26 protein-coding genes are annotated in these 25,280 nt (G+C 33.0%); 15 read left to right on the forward strand and 11 right to left on the reverse strand.

The window, feature by feature from the left end; genetic code table 11:
• The first annotated feature begins 151 nt into the window (after positions 1-151).
• From thrS to SCB73_RS02150, 11 genes are all read left to right on the forward strand, one after another.
• Positions 152-2,098, forward strand: a complete 1,947-nt coding sequence (gene thrS, locus SCB73_RS02100) for a threonine--tRNA ligase (RefSeq protein WP_320568521.1) — start codon at positions 152-154, stop codon at positions 2,096-2,098.
• A gap of 22 nt (positions 2,099-2,120) precedes the next feature.
• Positions 2,121-2,669 carry a translation initiation factor IF-3 gene (infC, locus tag SCB73_RS02105; RefSeq protein ID WP_091497511.1) on the forward strand — a complete coding sequence of 183 codons (549 nt, stop codon included), beginning with the start codon at positions 2,121-2,123 and terminating at the stop codon, positions 2,667-2,669.
• A gap of 115 nt (positions 2,670-2,784) precedes the next feature.
• Entirely contained in the window at positions 2,785-2,982 is a 198-nt protein-coding gene (gene rpmI / locus SCB73_RS02110; protein WP_026727505.1) for a 50S ribosomal protein L35, read from the forward strand.
• Positions 2,983-3,136: 154 nt separating this feature from the next.
• Positions 3,137-3,481 carry a 50S ribosomal protein L20 gene (gene rplT / locus SCB73_RS02115; protein ID WP_008464948.1) on the forward strand — a complete coding sequence of 115 codons (345 nt, stop codon included), beginning with the start codon at positions 3,137-3,139 and terminating at the stop codon, positions 3,479-3,481.
• Between the two features lie 127 nt (positions 3,482-3,608).
• Positions 3,609-4,181, forward strand: a complete 573-nt coding sequence (locus SCB73_RS02120) for a Crp/Fnr family transcriptional regulator (protein ID WP_320568522.1) — start codon at positions 3,609-3,611, stop codon at positions 4,179-4,181.
• A gap of 79 nt (positions 4,182-4,260) precedes the next feature.
• On the forward strand, positions 4,261-4,695 hold the full coding sequence (locus SCB73_RS02125) for a carboxymuconolactone decarboxylase family protein (protein ID WP_320568523.1): 435 nt from the start codon (positions 4,261-4,263) through the stop codon (positions 4,693-4,695).
• Positions 4,696-5,027: 332 nt separating this feature from the next.
• Entirely contained in the window at positions 5,028-6,587 is a 1,560-nt protein-coding gene (locus SCB73_RS02130) for a tetratricopeptide repeat-containing sensor histidine kinase (RefSeq protein ID WP_320568524.1), read from the forward strand.
• Positions 6,588-6,880: 293 nt separating this feature from the next.
• Positions 6,881-8,380, forward strand: coding sequence for a tetratricopeptide repeat protein (locus SCB73_RS02135; protein WP_320568525.1), 1,500 nt, complete (start codon positions 6,881-6,883; stop codon positions 8,378-8,380).
• Positions 8,381-8,391: 11 nt separating this feature from the next.
• On the forward strand, positions 8,392-9,060 hold the full coding sequence (locus SCB73_RS02140) for a response regulator (RefSeq protein ID WP_320568526.1): 669 nt from the start codon (positions 8,392-8,394) through the stop codon (positions 9,058-9,060).
• A 145-nt stretch (positions 9,061-9,205) separates the two neighbouring features.
• The gene (locus tag SCB73_RS02145) at positions 9,206-9,373 is read left to right on the forward strand and encodes a hypothetical protein (protein ID WP_320568527.1); all 168 of its coding nucleotides are present in this window, start codon (positions 9,206-9,208) and stop codon (positions 9,371-9,373) included.
• A gap of 52 nt (positions 9,374-9,425) precedes the next feature.
• Positions 9,426-10,229 (forward strand): endonuclease/exonuclease/phosphatase family protein, encoded by an 804-nt coding sequence (locus SCB73_RS02150; protein ID WP_320568528.1) that lies wholly within the window; start codon positions 9,426-9,428, stop codon positions 10,227-10,229.
• On the opposite strand, the gene SCB73_RS02155 is transcribed toward SCB73_RS02150, so the two are convergent.
• The 10 genes from SCB73_RS02155 to tgt all read right to left on the reverse strand — a co-directional run bounded on the left by SCB73_RS02155 (position 10,226) and on the right by tgt (position 20,597).
• The gene (locus tag SCB73_RS02155; RefSeq protein WP_320568529.1) at positions 10,226-11,485 is read right to left on the reverse strand and encodes an asparagine synthetase B; all 1,260 of its coding nucleotides are present in this window, start codon (positions 11,483-11,485) and stop codon (positions 10,226-10,228) included. The genes SCB73_RS02150 and SCB73_RS02155 overlap by 4 nt on opposite strands.
• Positions 11,486-11,824: 339 nt before the next feature.
• Positions 11,825-12,490 (reverse strand): response regulator transcription factor, encoded by a 666-nt coding sequence (locus SCB73_RS02160; RefSeq protein WP_320568530.1) that lies wholly within the window; start codon positions 12,488-12,490, stop codon positions 11,825-11,827.
• Between the two features lie 115 nt (positions 12,491-12,605).
• The gene (locus tag SCB73_RS02165) at positions 12,606-13,397 is read right to left on the reverse strand and encodes a sensor histidine kinase (protein ID WP_320568531.1); all 792 of its coding nucleotides are present in this window, start codon (positions 13,395-13,397) and stop codon (positions 12,606-12,608) included.
• Positions 13,398-13,527: 130 nt separating this feature from the next.
• Entirely contained in the window at positions 13,528-14,016 is a 489-nt protein-coding gene (locus tag SCB73_RS02170) for a hypothetical protein (protein ID WP_320568532.1), read from the reverse strand.
• Positions 14,017-14,173: 157 nt separating this feature from the next.
• The gene (locus SCB73_RS02175; protein WP_320568533.1) at positions 14,174-14,551 is read right to left on the reverse strand and encodes a hypothetical protein; all 378 of its coding nucleotides are present in this window, start codon (positions 14,549-14,551) and stop codon (positions 14,174-14,176) included.
• Positions 14,552-14,685: 134 nt separating this feature from the next.
• Entirely contained in the window at positions 14,686-16,230 is a 1,545-nt protein-coding gene (gene dnaB / locus SCB73_RS02180; protein ID WP_320568534.1) for a replicative DNA helicase, read from the reverse strand.
• Positions 16,231-16,370: 140 nt separating this feature from the next.
• Complete coding sequence (locus SCB73_RS02185) at positions 16,371-17,324, reverse strand: acetyl-CoA carboxylase carboxyltransferase subunit alpha (RefSeq protein ID WP_320568535.1); 954 nt, start codon at positions 17,322-17,324, stop codon at positions 16,371-16,373.
• A gap of 112 nt (positions 17,325-17,436) precedes the next feature.
• Positions 17,437-18,324, reverse strand: a complete 888-nt coding sequence (locus tag SCB73_RS02190; protein ID WP_320568536.1) for a DMT family transporter — start codon at positions 18,322-18,324, stop codon at positions 17,437-17,439.
• Positions 18,311-19,399 (reverse strand): LptF/LptG family permease, encoded by a 1,089-nt coding sequence (locus tag SCB73_RS02195; RefSeq protein ID WP_320568537.1) that lies wholly within the window; start codon positions 19,397-19,399, stop codon positions 18,311-18,313. The genes SCB73_RS02190 and SCB73_RS02195 overlap by 14 nt, the downstream gene beginning before the upstream one ends.
• Before the next feature lie 67 nt (positions 19,400-19,466).
• Positions 19,467-20,597, reverse strand: coding sequence for a tRNA guanosine(34) transglycosylase Tgt (tgt, locus tag SCB73_RS02200; protein ID WP_026727521.1), 1,131 nt, complete (start codon positions 20,595-20,597; stop codon positions 19,467-19,469).
• A 461-nt stretch (positions 20,598-21,058) separates the two neighbouring features.
• Between tgt and SCB73_RS02205 the strand changes: the two genes are divergently transcribed.
• The 3 genes from SCB73_RS02205 (at position 21,059) to SCB73_RS02215 (ending at position 23,543) form a co-directional block, all read left to right on the forward strand.
• Positions 21,059-21,355: a hypothetical protein gene (locus tag SCB73_RS02205; protein ID WP_320568538.1), complete on the forward strand. Its 297-nt coding sequence runs from the start codon at positions 21,059-21,061 to the stop codon at positions 21,353-21,355.
• A gap of 305 nt (positions 21,356-21,660) precedes the next feature.
• On the forward strand, positions 21,661-22,512 hold the full coding sequence (locus SCB73_RS02210) for a transketolase (RefSeq protein WP_320568539.1): 852 nt from the start codon (positions 21,661-21,663) through the stop codon (positions 22,510-22,512).
• Positions 22,513-22,589: 77 nt separating this feature from the next.
• Complete coding sequence (locus SCB73_RS02215; RefSeq protein ID WP_320568540.1) at positions 22,590-23,543, forward strand: transketolase family protein; 954 nt, start codon at positions 22,590-22,592, stop codon at positions 23,541-23,543.
• Between the two features lie 87 nt (positions 23,544-23,630).
• On the opposite strand, the gene SCB73_RS02220 is transcribed toward SCB73_RS02215, so the two are convergent.
• Positions 23,631-24,734, reverse strand: a complete 1,104-nt coding sequence (locus SCB73_RS02220; RefSeq protein ID WP_320568541.1) for an FKBP-type peptidyl-prolyl cis-trans isomerase — start codon at positions 24,732-24,734, stop codon at positions 23,631-23,633.
• 79 nt (positions 24,735-24,813) lie between these two features.
• Here SCB73_RS02220 and SCB73_RS02225 point away from each other — a divergent pair, with 79 nt between their 5' ends.
• On the forward strand, positions 24,814-25,203 hold the full coding sequence (locus tag SCB73_RS02225) for an RNA-binding S4 domain-containing protein (RefSeq protein WP_320568542.1): 390 nt from the start codon (positions 24,814-24,816) through the stop codon (positions 25,201-25,203).
• Positions 25,204-25,280: the final 77 nt, after the last annotated feature.

A 25,280-nucleotide genomic window follows, 5' to 3' on the forward strand; every position in this document is an offset into this window, starting at 1 on the left:
AGGTCTGGCAAACTGACTGGCTCGCTATTAAGAACTACTCTTTCTATATAGTACAATAAAACTATACTTATATATAATAGAGTAAACTTCTACATATATATTGTATGTATTTTTGTAATCATGTATATTTGCATTCACAAAATTATAAACAATGATCAAGATTACTTTACCCGATGGGTCAATTAGAGAGTTCGCTCAAGGCGTAACTCCAATGGAGGTCGCTAAAAACATTAGCGAAGGTTTTGCTAGAAACGTGATTTCAGCATCTTTTAATGGCACAACTATTGAAACCGAGACTCCATTAACGACCGACGGTAATCTTATATTATACACTTGGAATGATGCTGAAGGCAAAAAAGCTTTCTGGCATTCAACTTCGCACGTGATGGCTCAAGCTCTTGAGGAATTGTATCCTGGAATCAAATTAACTCTTGGGCCTGCAATTGCTAATGGGTTTTATTATGATGTGGATTTTGAAGATCAGAAAATTTCTGAAGCTGATTTTAAAAAAATCGAAGACCGTATTCTTGAAATCGCAAGAGGAAAGTTTGATTTTAAAATGCGTCCGGTAACTAAAGCGGAAGCTTTAGAAATGTACAAAGACAACGTTTACAAGACTGAATTGATTTCGAATCTTGAAGACGGAACTATTACATTCTGCGACCATTCTACATTTACTGATTTATGTCGTGGTGGACATATTCCTAACACTGGAATTATCAAAGCTGTAAAAATCATGAGTATTGCTGGTGCTTACTGGAGAGGTGACGAGAAAAACAAACAATTGACTCGTGTTTACGGAACTTCTTTCCCTAAACAAAAAGATTTGACTGAATATCTTGAACTTCTTGAAGAAGCAAAGCGTCGTGATCACCGCAAATTAGGAAAAGAACTTGAATTGTTTGCTTTCTCACAAAAAGTAGGTCAAGGCTTGCCTTTATGGTTACCAAAAGGCGCTGCACTTAGAGAGCGCTTAGAGCAATTCTTGAAAAGAGCCCAAAAGAAAGCAGGATACGAACAAGTTGTCTCTCCGCATATTGGACAAAAGGAGCTTTATGTTACTTCTGGTCACTACGCTAAATATGGAGCTGATAGCTTTCAACCAATTCATACTCCAGCAGAGGGCGAAGAGTTTTTATTGAAACCTATGAACTGCCCTCACCACTGTGAAATTTACAATGTAAGACCTTGGTCATATAAAGATTTACCTAAGCGTTATGCTGAATTTGGAACTGTTTATAGATATGAGCAATCTGGAGAATTACATGGTTTAACTCGTGTTAGAGGGTTTACTCAAGATGATGCGCATATTTTTTGTACTCCAGAGCAATTGGACGAAGAGTTTAAAAAAGTAATTGACCTTGTATTATATGTATTTGGTTCGTTAGGTTTTGAAAATTTTACAGCTCAAATCTCGTTGAGAGATCAGGAAGACAGAGAAAAATACATTGGAACTGATGAAAACTGGGAGAAGGCAGAAAACGCAATCATCAACGCAGCAAAAGACAAAGGTCTGAATACTGTTGTAGAATATGGTGAAGCAGCATTCTATGGCCCGAAGCTAGATTTCATGGTAAAAGATGCTTTGGGAAGACAATGGCAATTGGGAACAATTCAGGTAGATTACAACCTTCCTGAGCGTTTTGATTTGACATATAAAGGTGCTGATAATGAATTACATCGCCCAGTTATGATTCACAGAGCTCCATTTGGATCTATGGAGCGTTTTATAGCAATTTTACTAGAACATACAGCAGGAAATTTCCCACTTTGGCTAATGCCTGAGCAAGCTATTATCTTGTCTTTGAGCGAGAAATACGAAAATTATGCTAAAAAAGTTTTAGATTTGCTAGAAAATCACGAAATTCGCGCCCTAATTGACAACCGAAACGAAACTATCGGTAAGAAAATTAGAGATGCAGAAATGCAAAAAATCCCATTCATGCTTATCGTAGGCGAGGAAGAAGAGAAAAATGGTACAATTTCGATTCGTCGTCACGGACAAGAAGGAAAAGGTAATATCACAGTTTCAATCGAAGAATTTGCTGCGATTGTAGACGAAGAAATAAAAAAGACATTAAAAGTATTTACAGTTTAACTTAAATTAGAAAGTCATAGCAATAAGAAGCAACAGAGGTTTTCAACCTCGAGTAGAAAAAAAAGATGCACACAGAATAAACAATCTTATTCGTGTTCCAGAAGTACGTCTTGTAGGTGAAAATATTGAGCCTGGCGTTTTTAAAATCGCAGATGCGTTACGTTTAGCTGACCAATTTGAATTGGACTTAGTTGAAATTTCGCCAAACGCAGAACCGCCGGTTTGTAAAATCATGGATTACAAGAAATTTGTTTACGAACAAAAGAAAAGAGACAAAGCATTAAAAGCTAAATCTTCTCAGGTTGTTGTAAAAGAAATTCGATTTGGTCCTCAGACTGATGAGCATGATTACGAGTTTAAAAGAAAGAACGCTGAAAAATTCTTGAAAGAGGGAGCTAAATTAAAAGCTTTCGTATTCTTTAAAGGACGTTCTATTATTTACAAAGATCAAGGTCAGATTCTGTTATTGCGTCTTGCTCAAGATTTAGAAGAACACGGTAAAGTTGAAGCTATGCCAGTTCTGGAAGGAAAGAGAATGATTATGTTCATTGCTCCTAAGAAAAAGAAATAAGTCATAAGGTCGAAAGTCATAAGTCGAAAGTCAAAAAAGACTTTCAAACTTTAGACTTTTGAACTTTTAGACTAAAGATATAAGTAAGTAAGAATAAATTAAAACACTAGGAAAAATGCCTAAAATGAAAACAAAATCTAGCGCTAAGAAACGTTTTAAAGTTACTGGCTCTGGAAAGATTAAAAGAAAGCATGCTTTTAAAAGTCACATCTTGACTAAAAAATCTAAAAAACGTAAATTAGCTTTGACTCACTCAGCGCTAGTTCACCAAACAGATATGAAAAGCATCAAACAACAATTAAGAATTATCTAATTAAGTCGAAAGACGAAAGTTATAAAGTCTAAAGTCAATTTTGATTTTGACTAAAATTCTTTAGGTTAAAAAATTATTTATATAACCTTGGAGTACGGCCATTAAGTTCCTTTGATTCAATTCAGGACGCCTGCTACAAAAACACATTAAAATTATGCCAAGATCGGTAAATTCAGTTGCTAAAAGAGCAAGAAGAAAAAAAATAATGAAGCAAGCCAAAGGTTTCTTTGGAAGACGTAAAAACGTTTGGACAGTTGCTAAGAATGCAGTAGAGAAAGCGATGAGCTACGCTTACCGCGATAGAAAACAAAACAAAAGAAATTTCCGTTCATTATGGATTCAACGTATCAACGCTGGAGCTAGATTAGAAGGAATGTCTTATTCTCAATTCATGGGGAAAGTTAAAGCTAACGGAATCGAATTGAACCGTAAAGTTCTTGCAGATTTAGCTATGAACCACCCAGAAGCTTTCAAAGCTATTCTTAATAAAGTAAAATAAAACGTTTTATAAACTCAATTTAAGATTACTTACTTATCATAGAAAAACCATCCCGATTAATCGGGATGGTTTTTTGTTTTTAAAACAATCTGTTTTACCTTTAATACCATTTTAAAACAACAGTGTAATGCTTAAGCCAATTTTTGACCATATTGAAAAATTCATTGCTCTCGAACCTTCAGACATCGACAAAATAGAATCTTGTCTGGAACTTTCGAAAATAAAGAAGAAAGAGCATGTATTAAAAGAAGGACAAATCTGCAATAGCATGTACTATATTGTCAAAGGCTGTATGAGACAATATATCATCAATCCGAAAGGAGCTGAACAAACATTACAGTTTGGGATCGAAAACTGGTGGATTACTGATTATTTAAGTTATCACAATCATATTCCCTCAAGTTTTTATTTACAGGCTGTAGAAAACTCGGAAGTTATTATTCTTGACAAAACTGTTTTAGAATCACTCTTAATCGAAATACCGAATCTGGAAAGATATTTCAGAATCGTTACTCAAAAAACTTTTGGTGCTATGCAAATGAGAATTAAATTCTTATTCACTATGTCAGCTGAAGAAAGATATCATCACTTTAATGATCATTTCCCTGAATTTGTACAGCGGGTTCCGCAATATATGCTTGCCTCCTATTTGGATTTTTCTGCAGAATTCATGAGCAAAATCAGAGCGGGAAAAGTCTGATTTAAATTTCTTGAAGTAGTTCAAGTTTTTAAAAGCATGCATTACTGACCTTTGTAATGAACTTTTAAAACATATAAAAATGAAATCAAGAATTGTTGTCCCACAAGTTGCCCCAGAAGCTTATCAAGCCATGTTAGGCCTAGAAAAATATATGGCTTCAACATTGTTATCTCCAGTACACAAAGAGTTAATCAAAATTAGAGCGTCGCAAATCAATGGTTGTGCTTATTGTATAAAAATGCATACTGCCGATGCCAGAAAATTAGGTGTTACAGAAGAACGCATATATTTATTAAGTGCATGGCGCGAGGCCGATTTTTATTCGGAAGAAGAAAGAGCAATATTAGCTTTAACGGAAGAAATTACTTTAATATCTAATCACGTTTCTGAAGAAGTATATCAAAATGCGGCCAAATTATTTGATGAAAAATACCTTGCCGAAATCATTTTGGCGATCATCACAATTAATGCTTGGAACCGAATAGGAATTGCAACTGGAATGAGAGCAGAATAATTTTATAAAGATAAATTTTACAACAAAATTCATACCTACAGACCCTCCTACGCGAGGGTTTGTTCGTATGTACCTGTAAATGAGATCCCGAAATTTATTTTTTTTTCACCAAAAACAAAATACCGTATTTATACGTGGTTGTAAGAAATATAATTTTCTATTTTTGGCGCATGGTTTCAAAAAAAATACAATTTTTTCTATATATAATTCTCATTTTCGCAGTCTTTTTTGCCTGTCAAAAGAAAAAAAAAATTACAGAGAAAATTACAAATAATAAGGTCAAAACAGAAAAGATAATTAATGCCGCTGATTCATTCTACAAGAATAAACAGTTGGATAGTGCATTTTATTTTTACAACAAAGCGAGAACAAAATGCAACCCTAATGATGATGCTAAAACCTACGTTTCTTGCATGTATTACATGGCCGAAATTCAGCAAGACCACGAAGATTTTATTGGAAGTACTAAAACCGCAACAGAAACAATTCCTTTCTTAAATAAAATTAAAGACCCAAATTATGTATGGAATATTTATAGTGTTTTAGGCCGAAACTATTATTATACTTATGATTATCCAAATGCTATTTACTATTACTCCAAAGCATTTACTTTAAAGGTTGACCGAATCAACATTCTTGAAGCAAAAAATAATATAGCTACAATTTATATAAAACAGCACAAGTACAAAAAAGCACTCCCAATTTTTCTTTCCATAAGCAAAGAAAAATTTCTGCAACAAAAACCGACCTATTACTCAAAAATACTCGACTATATTGGTTATTGTTATTTCAAACTCAACAATCCAAAAGCCTTGAGTTATTTTCAAAAGAGCTTACAGATAAAGTCTGAAGCAAAAGACGAGGAAGGTTTAGGCAAAACGTATTACAATCTTACTGAATATTATAAGTCCAATAAGGCTTTGTCAATGATGTATGCCAAATTAAGTTACGAAAACTACGCATTATCTGGCAATATTGATGATCGCTTGCTTGCATTAAAATTCATTATAGAAAACACAAATTCGGCTGAAGAGTCAAAAGAAAAATCTCTTCTTTATATAAAACTGATTGATAGCATTTATGAGGTCAAACAAAAGGCTAAAAATCAATTTGCAAAAATGAAATACGATTCCAAAACAGAGAAAGAGGAAAACTTAAAACTGAAGGCTCAAAAAATCAAAAATGAACTTCAATTAGAAAAACAGGAACGTAGAAACATCATTTCGTATATCATTATCCTATCGGCATTGTGTCTCATTATCGTCATTCATTTTTACTTAACCGCAAGAATAAATCGTCAAAAAATTGAAGCAACATATGACAGCGAAACCCGAATTTCAAAAAAATTACATGACGAATTAGCTAATGATGTATATCATGCTCTGGCATTTGTTGAGAATAGAAATCTTACTAGTGAAGAAAATAAAAATCATTTACTCACGAAGCTTAATGATATTTATTTCCGAACAAGAAATATTTCCAAAGAAAACAATCCAATTATAAGCAATCAAAATTACACGATTCAGCTTAAAGAGATGATTTCCCGATTCAACACCTCTAATGTTAATCTGTTGCTGAATGGTTTAGACACAATTTCATGGGATAAAGTCGATAAAATCAAAAAAATATCGGTTTACAGAGCCATACAGGAATTACTTGTAAACATGAAAAAACATAGTGAGGCCAGCTTAGTTGCCATAACGTTTAAAGAGAAAGACAACACCCTTTTAATCAATTATACTGATAATGGAAAAGGAATTGATGCCTCTAAAATGGCTTTAAAAAACGGTTTGCATAATATGTCGAATACAATTCACAAAATCAATGGTGAAATCGACATAAACTCTGATTTAGGAAAAGGTTTTAAAGTTCTAATTAAACTCCCATTATGATGATGAAGAACTTATTCCGTTTTTTTAAAAAAAACTATATTTTTCTTTGCTTGCCAATCTTTATTGCGGTCTTGTTATTTAGTTTTTGCACACAATTTTCTGAAGCAAAACAACGACATATACAACATATCAAAAAAGATCGCGAAGTCGAAATAAAACAAATGCACAAAAAAGCAAATGCTTTTTTTGATGCCGGAAAATATGATAGCGCTTTTTTTTATTTCAATAAAACACAATTATTATGCGAACCAAAAGATAATTATGTTGATGAATATGTTGAATCGTTAAACTATATGGTAGAAATTCTACAACGACATGGTAATTATTACGACGCAGAAACTACACTTATAAAAGCATTTCCATACTTAGAAAAAACAACCAATACAAAATATGCCGTTAACGCCTATACATTCATGGCCTATAACTTTTTGTATACATACGATTACGAAAAGGCATTATATTACCATAAAAAGGCACTAAAAAAAGCAATCTCTACATTCAGAAAATCACGAATATTATCTGAAATTGCTTTTGTATATATGCATGAAGAAAAATATCAAGAGGCAATAAATTTATTAGAACCATTAGCTAGAGTTAGAAATAAGATTGAAGATAAAATAACTCCCTCAAATACAATTCCTCAGCGCGCAGCTATATTATATAATCTGGGCCTTTCCTATTTATATCTGGGAAATCATAAAGAAGAAGCATTCAAATGTTTTAACGAAAGCTTGAAATTAACACTTACATTAAATGATGATTATGAGCTTGTTGGCAATTATCATGCTTTTTATAAATATTATAAAAAATACGATAATCCAGAACTAAAGAAAATTAATGCCGAAAAAGCTTACTATTGCGCAAAAAGAGCAAAAGCTACGACATATGAAATTAATATGTTAGCCCAACTTATTGAAGCTGATAATGCCGAAAATTCTAGAAAACATTGGAAAATTTACAGCAGAAAAGTTGACAGTCTTATTATCAGCAGAAAAAAAGCAAAAAATCAATTTGCCGATGCTATCTATAACTCCAAGAAAGACAGAGAAGAAAACTTAGAGCTGAAAACTCAAAAAGCAGAAAAAGAATTACAATTAGAAAGACAAAAAAACCGCAATATCATTTTATATATTTCTATAGTATTTGTGTTTTCGGCATTCCTATTTATATTTTTCCATCTTTCTAAAAAAGGGAAAAAAGAAAAAAATGATGCGATTTACATTAGTGAAGCAAGAATCTCAAGGAAATTAGATGCTGAACTTGCCAACGATTTATATCATACGATAGCTTTGATTCAAAAAGGAAATCTAGAATTAGGCCCAAATAAGGATCAATTATTAAATAATCTTGAAAACATATATTCAAAAGCCAGAAATATTTCTAAAGAAAATAGTTTAATCTCCACTGATGAAAATTACATTTCCGAACTAAAAGAAATGATTTCAGGCTACAAAACCCAAAAAGTTAATATTTTACTGCAAGGTTTTGATACTGTTCGATGGAATCAAATTGAAAAAAATAAAAAAATAGTTCTTTACCGAGTCATGCAAGAATTATTTCTGAATATGAAAAAACACAGTGAAGCTAGTTTGGTAAGTGTGACTACAAAAGTCTCTGATCATAATTTAACCGTTTTATATATTGATAATGGCATTGGAACAAAAAATAATGCACTAATTCTAAAAAATGGTCTCCAAAATGTGGAAAACCGTATTAAAACTATAAAAGGAACTATTACTTTTGACAAAAATTCTGACAAAGGTTTTAAATTAAGTTTCACTTTCCCTATTTAAAAACAAATTATATGTTCAAAAAAGTTTTAGTTGCCGAAGATTTAGACAGCATTAGCATTGCTGTAATTCAAGTACTTGAAGACTTAAAAGTTCCTATAATAGACCACGTAAAATACTGTGACGATGGCTTATTGAAAGCCAAAAAGGCACTTGCAGAAAATGCACCATATGATTTATTGATTACCGATTTATCCTTTAAATCAGATTATCGAAAAAATCAGCTTAACAGTGGAGAAGATCTTATTGGAGCAATTAATAAAGTACAGCCAGATTTAAAAAAGATTGTTTTCTCTATAGAAGACAAATCATTTCGCATAAAATCACTTTTTAATGATTTAAGCATAAATGCCTATGTTTCTAAAGGCAGAAACAGTATTGAAGAATTAAGAAAAGCCATTGAAAGGGTTTATCAAAATGAAGAAAAAATTCTATCTTCTGACTTATCTTTTGGCTTCAACGATAAATCTTTAATTGAAATTGAATCGTACGATATTTCTATTTTATCACTTTTAGCCAAAGGCTATATTTTAGAACATATTTCAAATGAATTTAAAGCAATGTCCATAACTCCAAACGGAACCAGCAGCATTGAAAAACGTATCAACAAATTGAAAATATATTTTAAAGCCAACAACAATGTTCATTTAATTGCCATAGCTAAAGATTTTGGTTTGGTATAAAATTAACATTTGCTTTACGGTTTTCCGTAATGAAATGCTCTTTTATACTCATAAATTTGTGTACTATCCTATTAGCTGAACCATGAAACCGAAATATCGCATTAATTTTATCCGTAAAATCAATACAACCAAAAATAGAATTATTATGAAAACAATGCTCCTTTGTATTTTTTTGTCAGTAAGTTTTGCATTCGCGTCAGAAAGAGCTGGCGGTTTTGAAATTGAATGGAAAATGGTTTTTATTCCTGCATTACTTGTACTGCAAATTATCATTATTTCGACTGCGCTAAAAAATAGATACAAAAAAAACTAAGATTACAGCGGTCCAACTTTGTATTGCTTATATTTGAATTTTTAAATTTCAAATGAAAACCACTTTTAGCATTGTTCTTTATTTTTTCACGTTCCTTTCCTTTTCACAAACTAAAATCCTTTCCTGGAATCTAGAAAATTTTGGAAAATCAAAATCGGATTCGGAAATAAATTTTATCGCTTCAACACTTCTTGATTACGATATTGTGGCCATTCAAGAAGTGGTCGCTGGTTATGGCGGTGCACAAGCAATAGCCAAACTTGCAACTCAACTAAATGAAAAGGGCTCAAAATGGGATTATGCAATCAGCGAACCAACAAGCAGTAGCTGTTATAAAGCAGAACGTTATGCTTTTATTTGGAAAACAAATAAAGCTAAATTAAAAGGAAAACCCTGGCTTGAACAAAAATATAATCTGCAAATTGATCGAGAGCCGTATTATGCTACATTCGAAATTGGCCAAAAAACGATCACTTTAAGCAACTTTCACGCAATTACCAAAAATAGAAATCCAGAAACAGAAATTAAATACTTTAAATTTCTGCCTACTCTTTATCCCAATTTAAATTTAATTTTTCTCGGAGATTTCAACTGTCCGCAGTCGCATACTGTTTTTTTTCCTTTAAAGAAAATGGGCTACACTTCTATTTTGCAAAATCAAAAAACGACTTTAAAGAAAAAATGCAAAAACAAGGTCTGTTTGGCATCTGAATTTGACAATATATTTTACAAAACAAATGCATTGAATTACAAAAAATCAGGTGTAATCCATTTTTATGCAAAATTCAATTCTTTATCTGAAGCAAGAAAAATATCAGACCATTTGCCAATCTGGATGGAGTTTTCGTTAAACTAGGTTTTAAGCTTTTTCTTTCTCGCAGCAGGAAACAAAACATTATTTAGAATTAAGCGATAACCAGGAGAATTTGGATGCAAATCTAAAACTGTTGGCGGATCGCCAACCTGATGCTGAAAATCTTCTGGATCGTGGCCACCAAAAAAAGTAAACATTCCTTTTCCTTTTTCGCCGTGAATGTATCTTGATTCGCCATTTAATTCGCAAGTTCCCATTATCAAAACATTTGATTTGATCAACGAAGTATCAAACGAAGTAGTTTGTCCCATAAAACCTTTAACCAGCTGTGTATGATTTTGGCACAACATACTCGGAATTGGATCCCATTTTGCTGAAAATTCCATTAAAGTAAAATAATCTTTTTCCATTGGAACTTTGCGTTTCAAGGTCATATCAATATCTGAAAATTCATAAACCTCTGGCCTTCTTTCTAAAGTAAAATTTTTGAAGGCAAATGAATTTCCAAAATCTAATTTTGACTGATAATTCGATTCACTTGGATCACCATCAAACATGGCTTCGCAAATATCAACTCCATCAGCAGCAAGAGCAATATCAAAACTATCTGTAGCAGAACACATTGCAAACATAAAACCACCACCAATCACAAAATCTCGTATTTTTTTTGCAACAGCACCTTTTTCTTGTGAAACTTTAGCATAGCCCAATTTTGCAGCTAAAGCTTCAGCATCTTTTTTCTGATCAATATACCAAGGTGTATTTTTATACGCAGCATAAAATTTTCCGTATTGACCGGTAAAATCTTCATGATGTAAATGAAGCCAATCGTAAAGCAACAATTGATCGCTTAAAACTTCTTCATCGTAAATTGGCGTAAACGGAATTTCGGCATAAGTTAATACCAAAGTTACGGCATCATCCCACGGCTGTTTTCCTTTTGGAGTATAAACAGCAATTTTTGGCGCTTTTTCCAAAACAACCGATTCCATATTTTGCGACGGACTAGAAATTTCATTTAAAATCGCAGCTTCTTCGCTATCCGATAAAACTTCAAAACTTACTCCTCTTATCTTGCATTCTTTTCTAATTTCCTCCGCATCAGGCAATAAAAATGAACCTCCTCTATAATTAAGAAGCCAGCTAGCTTTATAGTCTTTGCTCAAACACCAATAAGTGATTCCGTAAGCTTTAAGATGATTTTGTTGTGTAGTTTCATCCATTGGCAACAAAATAAATGATGCTTTTGCCGAAAACGAAAACAATATGATAAAGATATAAACGAGATTCTTCTTCATTAAAAAAATTATTTTAGTAAAGATATGAAGGAAGGATTTAAAAACACTAACGTTATCGCTGATTTATAACTCAACGAAAAGTTAAAAAATTTTCACTGTTTTTATCCCAATATCTAAAAACAGGTAAAAACACGCATTTTGCAAAAGCAAATTCTAACTACATTTGGTAACCCAAATCATTGAGCACTAAATCAATGAAAGCCAAAATTATGAAATTTAACGAAAGTAATAACCAGCCAAAAGGATTAAATGTCATTCAAAAAATTGGTATTTGTGTACTTGTCCTTACCATTATTTTGTACTATGTTCTGTCTATACAATTTTTGACTGCCTAGAAATTTATAGCGTCAAAACAGCGATTTCGTTTTGAATCGCATAGACAACTAATCCTGCAATATTTCTAGATTCTGTTTTAAGAAGCAAATTGTTTCTGTGCCCCTCAACAGTTCTCGGACTCAAAAAAAGATGTTCAGCAATTTCAGAAGTTGTTTTTTGCTGACAAATAAGTTGCAATATTTCGATTTCACGAGGAGAAAGAAAACTCGTTTCAAGATGCACTTTAGAGGTTTTCGATGAAACTATAGTGTCTTGAATTGTTTTTAAAACACTCTCATTGTAATAAAATCCTTTTTTTGCAACTTCATTAATAGTAAGTATTAAATCTTTTGGAGTAGTATTTTTTATAAGATAAGCCACTGCGCCAACCTGAATCATATTAGCAATAAATGATTTAGTGTCATAACTGGTCAGGGCTATTATTTTAATATCTGGATAGGATTTACGAATTATTTTAGTGGCTTCAACACCATTAAGGACAGGCATTTTCAAATCCATTATAATAATATCTGGCTTGATTTCGTTTTCTTCTAAGTTAGCAAGAAGTTCTTCGCCGTTTGATGCTTCAAAAATAATTTCGATATTTTCTTCTCTCTGCAATAAAAAGGCAATTCCTTTTCGAAATAAAACTTCGTCATCAACTAAAGCAATTTTAATAGCAGCATTCATTTTTATTTATTGTTTTTGGTCGTTTGGTATGCCGAATTTACAAAATATGTAGCAAACATTGACCTAAGAAATCCAATATATCGTTTTAAATCTGTAATTAATCCAAGAATTTAACTTAAAATGTAAAATTTGCAGCAAAACCTTTATTGATTTCTGAAGAAATGCGAATAGTTCCGTTAAGGAAAGAAATACGGCTATCAATGTTTTTCATGCCAAGACCTTTTTGATTTTCGGCATTTTGGCTGTCAAAACCAATTCCGTTGTCTTCATAATTGCAGGTAAAAACTCCGTTATCATCAAAAAACTCAATTTTGATTTCATTTGCTTTTCCATGTCGGAGCGAATTATTCATAAACTCCTGAAGAATCCTGAAAACATGCAAATGTCGATCAATATCATTTTCATCAAAATTAACAGTATTTTTGTAATGAACTTTTACCGCTTTGCTCGATTCAAATTCTGCACAAAGCTCTTCTACACCAGCACTAAGTCCAAATTTTTCAAAAACTGGAGGCAATAAATTGTGGGCAATTTTTCGAGAATTCTCCAAAGCTTTTGTTGTCAAGCTAATAATATTCTCTGTAATTTCCTTCGTTTCAACTTCGGTCAAATTTGGAGCGGATAATAAATGGGTATTCAAAGAGACAATATTTAATTTTGAACTGATATCATCATGAAGATCTTGGGCAATTCGTTTCCGTTCCTCTTCCTGAGTCACGATAATCGCATGTAATTGTTCTTTTTGGTATTGAATTTCTAAATCTCTTTTTTCTAATTCTTTCTGCGTAATTTTTTTTCTTGAGAAATAAAAAAACAAGATCAAAACAAGCCCCATCAAAAAGAAAGAAACACAACTGAAGATCGCGGTTGCAACAATTTCGGATTCTGAGATTGCTTTTGTTGTCATAGTATTTAAAGATTTAGTTTTTTTCAAAAATGAAATTTACTTTCAACTATTTTAAATTAAAACTCTCTCAAAATAAAAATTATGAGAGAGTTTTTTTTTTTTTACTTAATTATAAATTTCAAATAAAACTTCATTTAAAATCAGAATTAATTGTTTTTGTTTTATAGTAGTTGATTTTCCATTCGTACAGAAAGAACAAATGATAAACTATTATCAAACCAGCATTTAAAGTCCAAGTGATCATACTAAAATCCTTGCTTAATTTTGTAGTTAAATTGCCAACTAAAAATAAAATTGTGCTCGCAAAGAGATACAATAAAATTCCCATATTGATGAAATATAACTCTTTCTTATCATCAAGCATATTATAAAAATGAAATACGGAATAAATAATCAATAAGAATGACGTAATAAATATTTCATATAAATTAAATTTCAAAAACATCTCGGGTTTCAAGCCGTATTGAATGATTAAAGTTGACAAAACCAATACAAAACCAATTTTAATTGCTTTTTGCTGAAATTGATCCTTAACCAATTTTAAATAAAAAAGACTTAAAACTATAAACTGCCCGATGAAATATACATGAGATAAAAACAAATTGCTTATACCTTTCAACAGGCATATTTTTGCACCTATCTGCACACATAAAATAACAAACAGATAAATTGTAAATATTTTATAAGCTACATTTTTTCCAGAAATTTTTATAGCATACAAAATAAAATTAAGCAATAACAAGATGTATCCAAAGTTTATAAGAAATGAATGCATATTATTGATTCATAGGACTATTTGGATCAGCAGTAGCAGGAGGGCTTGGTTCTGAAAAATCATAAATACCTGCACCGTCTTCAGCTACTCCATCTTTGTCGTTAGGAATCTGATCTTCATAAATTCCCGTTTTCTCGTTATAAGTTGTTCCAACGATCATCAATGTTTGCAAACCTTCGTCATTTATTCCGATATAAGCTCTTGCAGCATCGATTCCTTGCGCTAGAACTTTTTCTAAATTAACTTTTGGGATCAAAAACGAGTCAACACGTTTTTTTGCAGTTTCTTCGTCTGTTTGTTTTTTCCATTTTGCAACCCAAGTTTGCGCTAATTCTAAAGGGATGTTAGTGTCTCTTTCAGGTAATTTTTGATTTGCCATAATATAAATTTGTTTATTGGTTACAGTTAATATTACGATTGTTTGGCAATCGTTTGGCTAATCTACTGAATTTAATTAATAAATTTAACAATAAGGCATAAAAAAAACCTTATAAAAAGGTTTTTAAAATGTTTTTAAAATGGCACATCGCTGTCGTCATCGTCGTCGTTTAAATTGCTACCAAAAGCTTCATTGGCAGACGGCAGATTTTTAGTAATAAACGGATTATCGTCATGGTTCATTTTTGAAGGCAAATCATCAAATCCGCCGGTAAATTCTTCAAGGTTGTCGAACTTACCTAAATGTCCTAAGAATTTCAGACGAATATTTTCTAATCCACCGTTACGGTGCTTGGCTATAATAAACTCAGCTTGTCCAGCAGTTGGCGATGCCTCATCATCATCCCATTCTTCAATTTTATAATATTCAGGACGGTAAATAAACGATACAATATCAGCATCCTGCTCAATCGCTCCAGATTCACGAAGATCCGAAAGAAGTGGTCTTTTACTAGATCCACGGGTTTCAACGGCACGCGATAACTGAGAAAGTGCAATTACCGGAACGTTCAACTCTTTTGCCAAAGCTTTTAAGTTTCGGGAAATAGTCGAGATTTCCTGCTCACGATTTCCTCCTCCTTTACCATTACCTCCGGCAGTCATTAACTGCAAATAGTCAATAATAATTAATTTAATGTTGTGTTGCGATGCCAAACGACGGCATTTTGCACGTAAATCAAAAATTGAAAGCGAAGGCGTATCATCAATAAATAATGGCGCTTTTTCTAAATCTTTTACTTTAGTACTTAACTGCTCCCACTCGTGTTTTTCTAATTTTCCTGTTCTTAATTTTTCAGAAGACAATCCAGTTTCCGAAGAAATAAGCCTCGTAATCAACTGAACTGATGCCATCTCCAAAGAGAAAACTGCCACCGCATGTCCAAACTGAATAGCAACGTTTCGTGCCATTGAAAGTACGAAAGCCGTTTTACCCATACCGGGACGTGCGGCGATAATAATCAAATCTGAAGGTTGCCATCCTGAAGTTACTTCATCCAGTTTTTCAAAACCAGTTGCAATTCCACTCAAACCTTCTTTTCCTGCAATTTCTTCAATACGTTTTTTCGCTTGAAGAACCAAACTCTGTGCAGTTTCAGAACTTCGTTTGATATTTCCCTGCGTTACTTCGTATAATTTTGATTCGGCTTTATCCAACAAATCAAAAACATCTGTCGTTTCATCATACGATTCTTCGATAATTTCAGAAGAAATTCGGATCAAACTTCTTTGAATAAATTTTTGAAGAATAATACGCGAGTGAAACTCGATGTGAGCAGAAGACGCAATTTTCTGTGTCAGCTGAATCAAATAAAAATCACCTCCCGCAACATCTAACTTTCCATTTTTCTTTAATTGGGTCGAAACAGTCAACAAATCGATTGGCTGTGTTTCTGTAAAAAGTTGCAAAATCGCCTCAAAAATATGTTTGTGGGCATCTTTATAGAAAGCATCAGGCTGCAAAATATCAATTACATCATCTACACCTTTTTTATCAATCATCATTGCGCCAAGAACAGCCTCTTCAAGCTCAATCACTTGCGGAGGAAGCTTTCCTTTTTCGAGATTAATAATTGTGGTTTTATCTACCTTTACAGGGTTTACATTTTTGAAATTTTCCATATAGCGAAAGTAACAAAATTTAAAAAAAAAATGTCAGTGAGTTATAACTAGTACGATGTTTATAAATAAGTTTTTTTGTTGATAACCAAAAAAAAATCCGAAACCGTAGGGCTTCGGATTTTTAATCAATTTATTTGAATTTACTCTTTAAACTCGCCCATATTACTGTATTTGTCCATTCTTTGGGCAATTAAGTCGGCTGTTGATAAGTCTTTCAATTCGTTGTATCCTTTAGTGATATATTCTGCTACGGTCTTGAAAGTCGTTTCGCGATCGTAGTGTGCTCCACCAAGTGGTTCAGGAATAACATCATCAACTAATTTTTGTTTTTTCATGTCTGAAGAAGTCAATTTCAAAGCTTCAGCAGCACGTTCTTTGTACTCCCAGCTTTTCCATAAAATTGAAGAGCAAGACTCTGGAGAAATTACAGAATACCAAGTGTTCTCTAACATATAAACTTTATCTCCAACACCAATTCCTAAAGCTCCACCAGAAGCACCTTCACCCACAATAATTGTGATGATTGGCACTTGAAGACGAACCATTTCGAAAATATTTCTTGCAATAGCTTCACCTTGTCCTCTTTCCTCAGCTTCAAGTCCTGGATATGCACCCGGAGTATCTACCAAAGTAAGAACAGGAATTCCAAATTTCTCTGCCATTTTCATCAAACGCAAAGCTTTACGGTATCCTTCTGGGTTTGCCATACCAAAATTACGGTATTGACGTGTTTTTGTATTAAAACCTTTTTGTTGCCCGATAATCATAAACGATTGTCCGTTTATTTTACCAAGACCACCAACCATCGCTTTATCATCTTTAAAACCTCTGTCTCCATGAAGTTCTAAAAAAGTCTCACCACAAATTGCTCTGATATAATCTAAAGTATATGGTCTGTTTGGATGTCTTGACAATTGAACACGTTGCCAAGCCGTAAGGTTTTTATATATGTCTTTCTTAGTTTGCTCTAATTTTTTGTTGATTTCCTTGCACGTTGCTGTTACATCAACCTCAGATTCTTTTCCAATTACAACACACTTTTGCAACTGTTCTTCAAGTTCTTTGATTGGAAGCTCAAAATCTAAATATTCCATGGATTTTTGAATTTTGTTTTTAAATCGAACCGCAAATATAAAAATATTATATCATTGGCATAGTTAATTGTTAGTAAAGTATCAAATTGTGATTTAAAAGATAAGTAAACTATTACACTTCTTTTTTGTTTTTGTAATGTTTAAAAACCCCGTTTAAGATAACTGTAATTATAATTATTACGGCTCCGATATAAAATTCGGTGCTCATTTTTTCTTTTCCGCCAAGAATAAAATAAGCCAGCATAATTCCGTAAACTGGCTCTAAATTAGTCGTTAACATCACTGTATATGGCGTCAATTTCTGCATTACTTTTACCGATGCTGTAAATGCATAAGCTGTACAAATGGAAGCCAAAATAAACAGCCACATCCAATTGTTTAATGATAAAGTAAAAAAATCGGCAGTGAATTTTCCTTGAAATAAAAAGTATATTGTAATAAAAAAAACTCCCGCACCAAATTCATAAAACGTAATTACTGAAGGTTCATGATCTGAAATCAGTTTTCCATTCATTAGCGTAAATAAAACGCCAAGAATTATCGCAGCCAATGCATAATAAACACCTGTCAAGTATTTGATTTCAACTTGTAATATCAAAGCCAAACCAGCAATAATAACTAATCCGAAGAAAACTTCGTAAAATAATATTTTTCTTCCGTAGAAAAGCGGTTCCAACAATGAAGCAAAAAAAGCTCCTAAGGAAAATATGGAAAGCGTTATCGAAACATTTGAAACATGAATCGCCTTAAAAAAGAAAATCCAATGCAAAGCAATCAGCAATCCAACAAAAATCAGTTTAAAAAGCTCTTTTATTGGAACTTGGAAAGATTGTTTTTTGTACAAAATAAATCCGCCCAAAAAAATCATGGCTAGAAGCATTCTAAACCAAACCAAATTTTCAGCATCAATAGTAATCAAGGCGCCTAAAATGGCAGTAAAACCCCAGATAAAAACAATTAAATGTAGATTTAAATAACTTTTTAAATTATCGTTTCGCATTACGTAGTAGGTAAACTGCAAGAGTTCCAAAAACAATATTTGGGAACCAAACAGCTAATAAAGGTGAAAATGTAGATTTTTCGGCAAGTGTTCCAAATATTTTATCAAAAAACACAAATGAGAATGCAATTGCTATTCCGATAGCCAAATTAGTTCCCATTCCGCCACGACGTTTCATAGAAGAAACTGCAACGGCGATAATTGTCAAAATAAAAGCCGAAACCGGAACGCTGTATTTTTTGTAAAGAACAACCAAATAAGTATTGATGTTTCCAGAACCTCTTTTTCTTTCTTTTTCAATAAAATCGATCAATTTCCCAAGAGAAAGTGTTTCAGCGATATAAACAACTGGCGTCAAATCGGCTAGTTCAAATTTGAATTTCACTTCTTTTTCTGGAACCTTTTCAATAATATCATTCAATTCGCCAACCGTTCTTTTAGTATAATCGTATAAAACGTATGTTTTCTTTTTTGGATCCCATTTAATTCGGCTAGCTGAAATTTTATAGATCATTTTTTCTTTCTCAAAATGCTCCAGCGTAAAATTAAATGCCGTTTTAGATTCCTCGTTAAAACTGTTTACATAAATAAAATCATGATCATTCAGCTGGCGGTAAACATTGGTATTATTACCCATCATTTCAGCTTTTCCGTTTCCCTTTAAATACGTATATCTAAAATTATTAAATCCCTCGCTGGCAGCAGGAACAATAAAAAAACCCATCAAAAGCACAAAAATCGAAACGATTGAAGCACCAATAATATAAGGTCTCAAAAAACGTGTGAACGAAATCCCGGAACTCAAAATCGCGATAATCTCTGTATTGTTTGCCAATTTTGAAGTAAACCAAATCACCGATAAAAATAAAAATATCGGAAAAAGAGAATTGGCAAAATAAATCGTAAAGTTGTAGTAATAGAGCGCAATATCCATAAACGGAATCTTGTTCTCCAACATTTTATTCACCTTTTCAGAAACGTCAATTACAATCCCAATCGGAATAAATAACAAGATCATCACCGAAAAAGTGGCTAAATATCTTTTTAAAATATACTTATCTATTATTGTTAACATAGTAAGGTTTAATTGTTTATCTGTTTAATCGTTTAACCGAATAAACGATTAAACAAATAAACATATTTTAAAGTCTTTGGCTCATATTTTTAACCATCATTTCTTTCCATGGTCGAAAATCTCCGGCTAAGATATGTTTTCTCGCTTCACGAACCAACCACATATAAAAACCAAGATTATGAATTGTCGCGATTTGCTTTCCTAAATATTCGTTTGCAGCAAATAAGTGACGCAGATAAGCTTTTGAATATTCAGTATCGACAAAAGTATGCCCCATTTCGTCGATTGGAGAAAAATCAGCTTCCCATTTTTTGTTTTTGATGTTGATGGTTCCGTTTGCGGTAAACAACATTCCGTTTCTCGCATTACGCGTTGGCATAACACAATCAAACATATCAATTCCTAATGCGATATTTTCCAAAATATTAATAGGAGTTCCAACTCCCATTAAATAACGAGGTTTGTCTTCTGGAAGAATTTCGCAAACCACTTCTGTCATCGCATACATTTCTTCCGCAGGTTCACCAACCGAAAGTCCGCCAATTGCATTCCCTTGCTGACCCGCATTTGCAATATATTCAGCCGATTGACGACGTAAATCTTTATAAGTACTTCCTTGGACAATCGGGAAAAACGTTTGTTCGTAACCGTATTTATAAGGCACTTTTTCCAAATGATTAATACAACGATCCAACCAACGGTGCGTCATATGCATCGAACGTTGTGCATATCTATAATCGCAAGGATAAGGCGTACATTCATCAAAAGCCATAATAATATCAGCACCAATTGTACGCTGAATTTCCATTACATTTTCAGGCGTAAAAAAGTGATACGAACCATCAATATGCGATTTAAATTTCACTCCTTCTTCTTTGATTTTTCTGTTTGATGAAAGAGAATATACTTGATAACCGCCTGAATCTGTCAAAATATTACGATCCCAGTTCATAAATTTATGCAATCCTCCTGCTTTTTCAAGGATTTCAGTTTGTGGACGCAAGTACAAATGATAGGTATTTCCTAGAATAATATCTGGATTAATTTCTTCTTTTAATTCACGTTGATGCACTCCCTTTACAGAGGCTACCGTTCCAACAGGCATAAAAATAGGCGTTTCAATTACGCCGTGATCTGTAGTAATGCTTCCTGCTCTCGCTTTCGATTGCGGATCTTTTTGTAATAAATCGAACTTCATTTGTTTCTTTTTTCAGAGCGCAAAGATAAGCTAATTTCAGGATAATTTAATTAGATAATTTGTCAATTAGAAAATCTACTAATTAGATAATTTGCCAATTAGAAAATTAAGATAATGAAGCCTTGCACTTGAAACAAAACAAATTAAAAATTCAGAATTAAAATTTCGAATTTGGAGTTTAGAATTTAAAAATTAGAATTTAATATTTAGGGCGTTTCCCTCCGGGCCGGGCTATCCGCTATATTCCCAATTAACAAAAACTACGGCTAAAAAGCCTTGTTTTTCTAAATTGGGAGATGTCGCTTCTATCCCTAACGCGCACGAGTAATCGTTTTTTTGAGGTAATTTATAAAATGTAAAAGTTATAATCTTTGAGTATTAAAAATACAATCATAAAAAACATTAAATCACTAACTTTAAACAACTTAAAAATATTCATTACTAATAAAAACGAAAAAATCATGATAAATTCAGAAAACAAAAATCCATCAAAAGATAACCAAATCGAAAGAAATTTAGAAAACCTGAATTATCCTTCAAGCGAAGACATTTACAACCAAGAAGATAATTTAGACATCGATCCAGAAAACATCTCAACCGATAAGACAATCACTCAAAATGACAACGAATGGAAACAAAATAGCGACAAACTCGGAAATGATTTAGACATTCCGGGTTCAGAACTTGATGATGAACAAGAAGAAATTGGGTCAGAGGATGAAGAAAACAATTTCTACAGCGAAAGCGACACAAACTAATTTCATTTTAAAACTTTTTTTGCCACAGATTCTACTGATTAACATTGATTTTTCAATCTTTTTAATCCGTTAATCTGTGGCAAACTTTTATTGTCACTTTACTCAGCTTCTTTTTGCTTTTGAAATCGCATTCGTTATACCTCTCACAAGATAAATTTTAAAGATTTTAAAACGTTTTGTCCTTTTTTCTGAGATTAACAAAAAACGGCCAAAATTTCACAATTCCGTTAAACTAAAGCAGAAAATGATTTGTCTCCCCGCAAAATAACGACTACTTTTGCTCCAGTTTAAATTTTACATAGAAAATGAAGCCTAACACACAACAATTAAGCGATTTAACGATCCAAGTAAGAAGAGATATTCTTAGAATGGTACATGCTGTAAACTCTGGACACCCAGGTGGTTCATTAGGTTGTACTGAATTTTTGGTAACACTATATCAAAATATCATGGACCGCAAAGAAGGTTTTGATATGGACGGAATTGGAGAAGATATCTTTTTCCTTTCAAATGGTCATATTTCACCAGTATTTTATAGCGTTTTAGCACGTAGCGGTTATTTTCCAGTTTCGGAGCTTGCCACTTTCAGATTATTAAACTCTCGTTTACAAGGTCACCCAACAACTCACGAAGGTTTGCCTGGAGTTCGTATGGCATCTGGATCATTAGGACAAGGTTTATCTGTTGCTCTTGGTGCTGCTCAAGCTAAAAAATTAAACGGAGACAAACATTTAGTATTTACTCTTCACGGAGACGGAGAATTGCAAGAAGGTCAAAACTGGGAAGCTATCATGTATGCTTCTGCTAAAAAAGTAGACAATCTTATTGCAACTGTTGACGTTAACGGAAAACAAATTGACGGAACAACTGACGAAGTTTTAGCTATGGGAAGCCTTCGCGCTAAATTCGAAGCTTTTGACTGGGATGTTTTGGAAATCAAAGAAGGAAACAGCATCGATGCAATTATTGCTGGATTAACTGATGCTAAATCAAGAACAGGAAAAGGAAAACCAGTTTGCGTTTTATTGCACACAGAAATGGGTCACGGAGTTGACTTCATGATGCATACGCACGCTTGGCACGGTAAAGCGCCAAACAACGATCAGTTGGCGGCAGCATTAGCTCAAAATTACTCTAAAGATCAAGTTGATTACTAAAAAATGTACAGCTTTAGTGCACAATTTCAACTTAGAAACTTAGTTGCCTAGAAGCTTAGCATCTCAAAAAATAAAAAATGAAAAAATACGAAAATACAGGAAGCAAAGATACTCGTTCTGGTTTTGGAGCGGGAATGACTGAACTAGGTCAAAAAAACGAAAATGTTGTGGCATTATGCGCTGATTTGATTGGATCATTAAAATTTGATGATTTCAAAAAAAATCACCCAGAGCGTTTTTTCCAAATCGGAATTGCGGAAGCTAACATGATCGGAATTGCTGCAGGTTTGACAATTGGAGGAAAAATTCCTTTCACAGGAACTTTCGCTAACTTTTCTACAGGAAGAGTTTACGACCAAATTCGTCAATCTGTTGCTTATTCAGATAAAAACGTAAAAATTTGTGCTTCTCACGCTGGTTTGACTTTAGGAGAAGATGGAGCAACGCACCAAATCCTAGAAGATATTGGTTTGATGAAAATGTTACCAGGAATGACGGTAATCAATACTTGCGATTACAACCAGACTAAAGCTGCTACAATTGCTTTAGCAGATCACCACGGTCCAGCTTATTTACGTTTTGGGCGTCCAGTTGTAGCAAACTTCACTCCTGCTGATGAGCCATTCGTAATTGGAAAAGCAATCATGTTAAACGAAGGAACTGATGTTACTATTATTGCAACAGGACACTTGGTTTGGGAAGCGCTTATCGCTGCTGAAAAATTAGAAGAAAAAGGAATTTCTGCTGAAGTAATCAATATTCACACAATTAAACCGCTTGATGAAGAAGCAATTTTAAAATCAGTTGCTAAAACAAGATGTGTAGTTACTGCAGAAGAGCACAATTATCTTGGAGGTCTTGGAGAAAGTGTTTCAGGCGTATTAGCTTTGCACCATCCAACTCCACAAGAATTTGTAGCAGTTAAAGATAGTTTTGGAGAATCTGGAACTCCTGAGCAATTAATGGAAAAATACAAATTAAACAATCAAGCAATTGTTGAAGCTGTAGAAAGAGTGATCAAAAGAAAATAATTTTTTACTTTTCTTACTTTATAAAAAAACCTCGAAATTCACATCTCGAGGTTTTTTTTATTATCTTATTATCTATACAAACAGCTTTTATTTAGCTGAATGATGATTTTTATCAACATGTATTCTTAATCTTCCTGGAGAAGTATAATCACCTCCAAAAGCTGGAATACCCCATGTTTCAGTTTCATCAACATTTGGCGTACTAGGATTATCCGGAATTGGATCAAAAGGATAATACTTGCTTATTCCTGAAAAAGGAGCACCTGTAGGTTTTGTAATTTCATAGCGAGTAGTATAACCGTCACCATCATCATCAACATCTAAAAAGTCAGCAATTCCGTCGCCATCTGTATCATCTTTCATCCATGCTGGCGGATTTGGATATCTCACAACATCTCGTAAATCATAAACATAACCATTACCATTACCTTCTTTATTAACATCTTCAAAATAATCAGGAACACCATCTGGTTCTGAGGTTACACTTGTTCCTACAATTTTTATATCATGATCCAACCTAAAGAGACCAAACAATTTAAAACTGAATATCAAGCACGTATATGCCGGGAAGGCATCCTTTGCTTGTGAATAATATGCCAATCCAGATGGAAGAAACATCACGCCCGCTCCATAATTGTCATAGGTTATTTCTCCATTAGGAGCGGTGGTAGAAGTACCAATTCCGAATTTCGGAAAAATTTCACTCCATCCCTCAATTACAGTATTTGTTTCTCCATTAGATTGATCATACGGAAACAGGAACCAGCTCATTGCATATCCATGAGACGAATCAAATTCTTTATTATTCAACAAAGTACCTGTATAAGAAGCACTAATTTTATCAGTATTTGATGGATGTGCGCCCGTACCTTTTCTTAAAGTCAAATAATAAACTGTATAATACACATCATGATTATAAACTTCTCTAGACTCTAAAGGATAATCTTTTTGATCCCAGATTGAAGTTTGAGTACCGCCGGCAGGAATTTTCTCAAATACAATATCATAATTTGCGGTTACTTCCTTAATATAATTTGTCTTTAAATAATTTTCAATAGAATCCTTGTCTGCTTTGTATTGTTCCTTGTAATCCCTTACCGGAACTGTTTCCGGATCATCATCGCCCTTGTTGCAAGAAACCATAGCAATACCAGCTAGTAATAAAATAAAATAATATTTAAATTTATTCATTATTGTTAATTTTTTAGGTGCGCAAGATACAATATTGATTTATTTTTGTAAAGAATTTAACTTCGATTTTAGAAAAATTATGAGAATAGATAAATACCTCTGGTGCGTGCGTTATTATAAGACCAGAAACATGGTCACCGAGGCATGCAAAAAGAACCACATTACTGTAAATGGGCAGATTGCAAAACCTTCTAAAGAAGTTTTTCCTACAGACAAAATCACGTTTAGAAAAGACCAAATTACTCAAATTATTACCGTACTTGATATTCCTGAAAGTCGCGTGGGAGCAAAACTTGTCGATATATACCGCAAGAACGAAACTCCACCAGAAGCTTATGCTCATTTAGAGTTATTAAAACTTTCAAAAGAGCACTATAGAAAAAGCGGTACGGGAAGACCAACTAAAAAAGACCGTAGAGATATTGACGACTACGGAAATGAAATTTTCGACGAAGAAGATGACATCTAAATTTCAACAACAAAATTCCAAATTCCAATCTTGGAAAATCCATCTATTTACTTTTGGAATTTGGAATTTCAAAAATT

Source organism: Flavobacterium sp. KACC 22761 (assembly GCF_034058155.1).
Taxonomy (GTDB): domain Bacteria; phylum Bacteroidota; class Bacteroidia; order Flavobacteriales; family Flavobacteriaceae; genus Flavobacterium.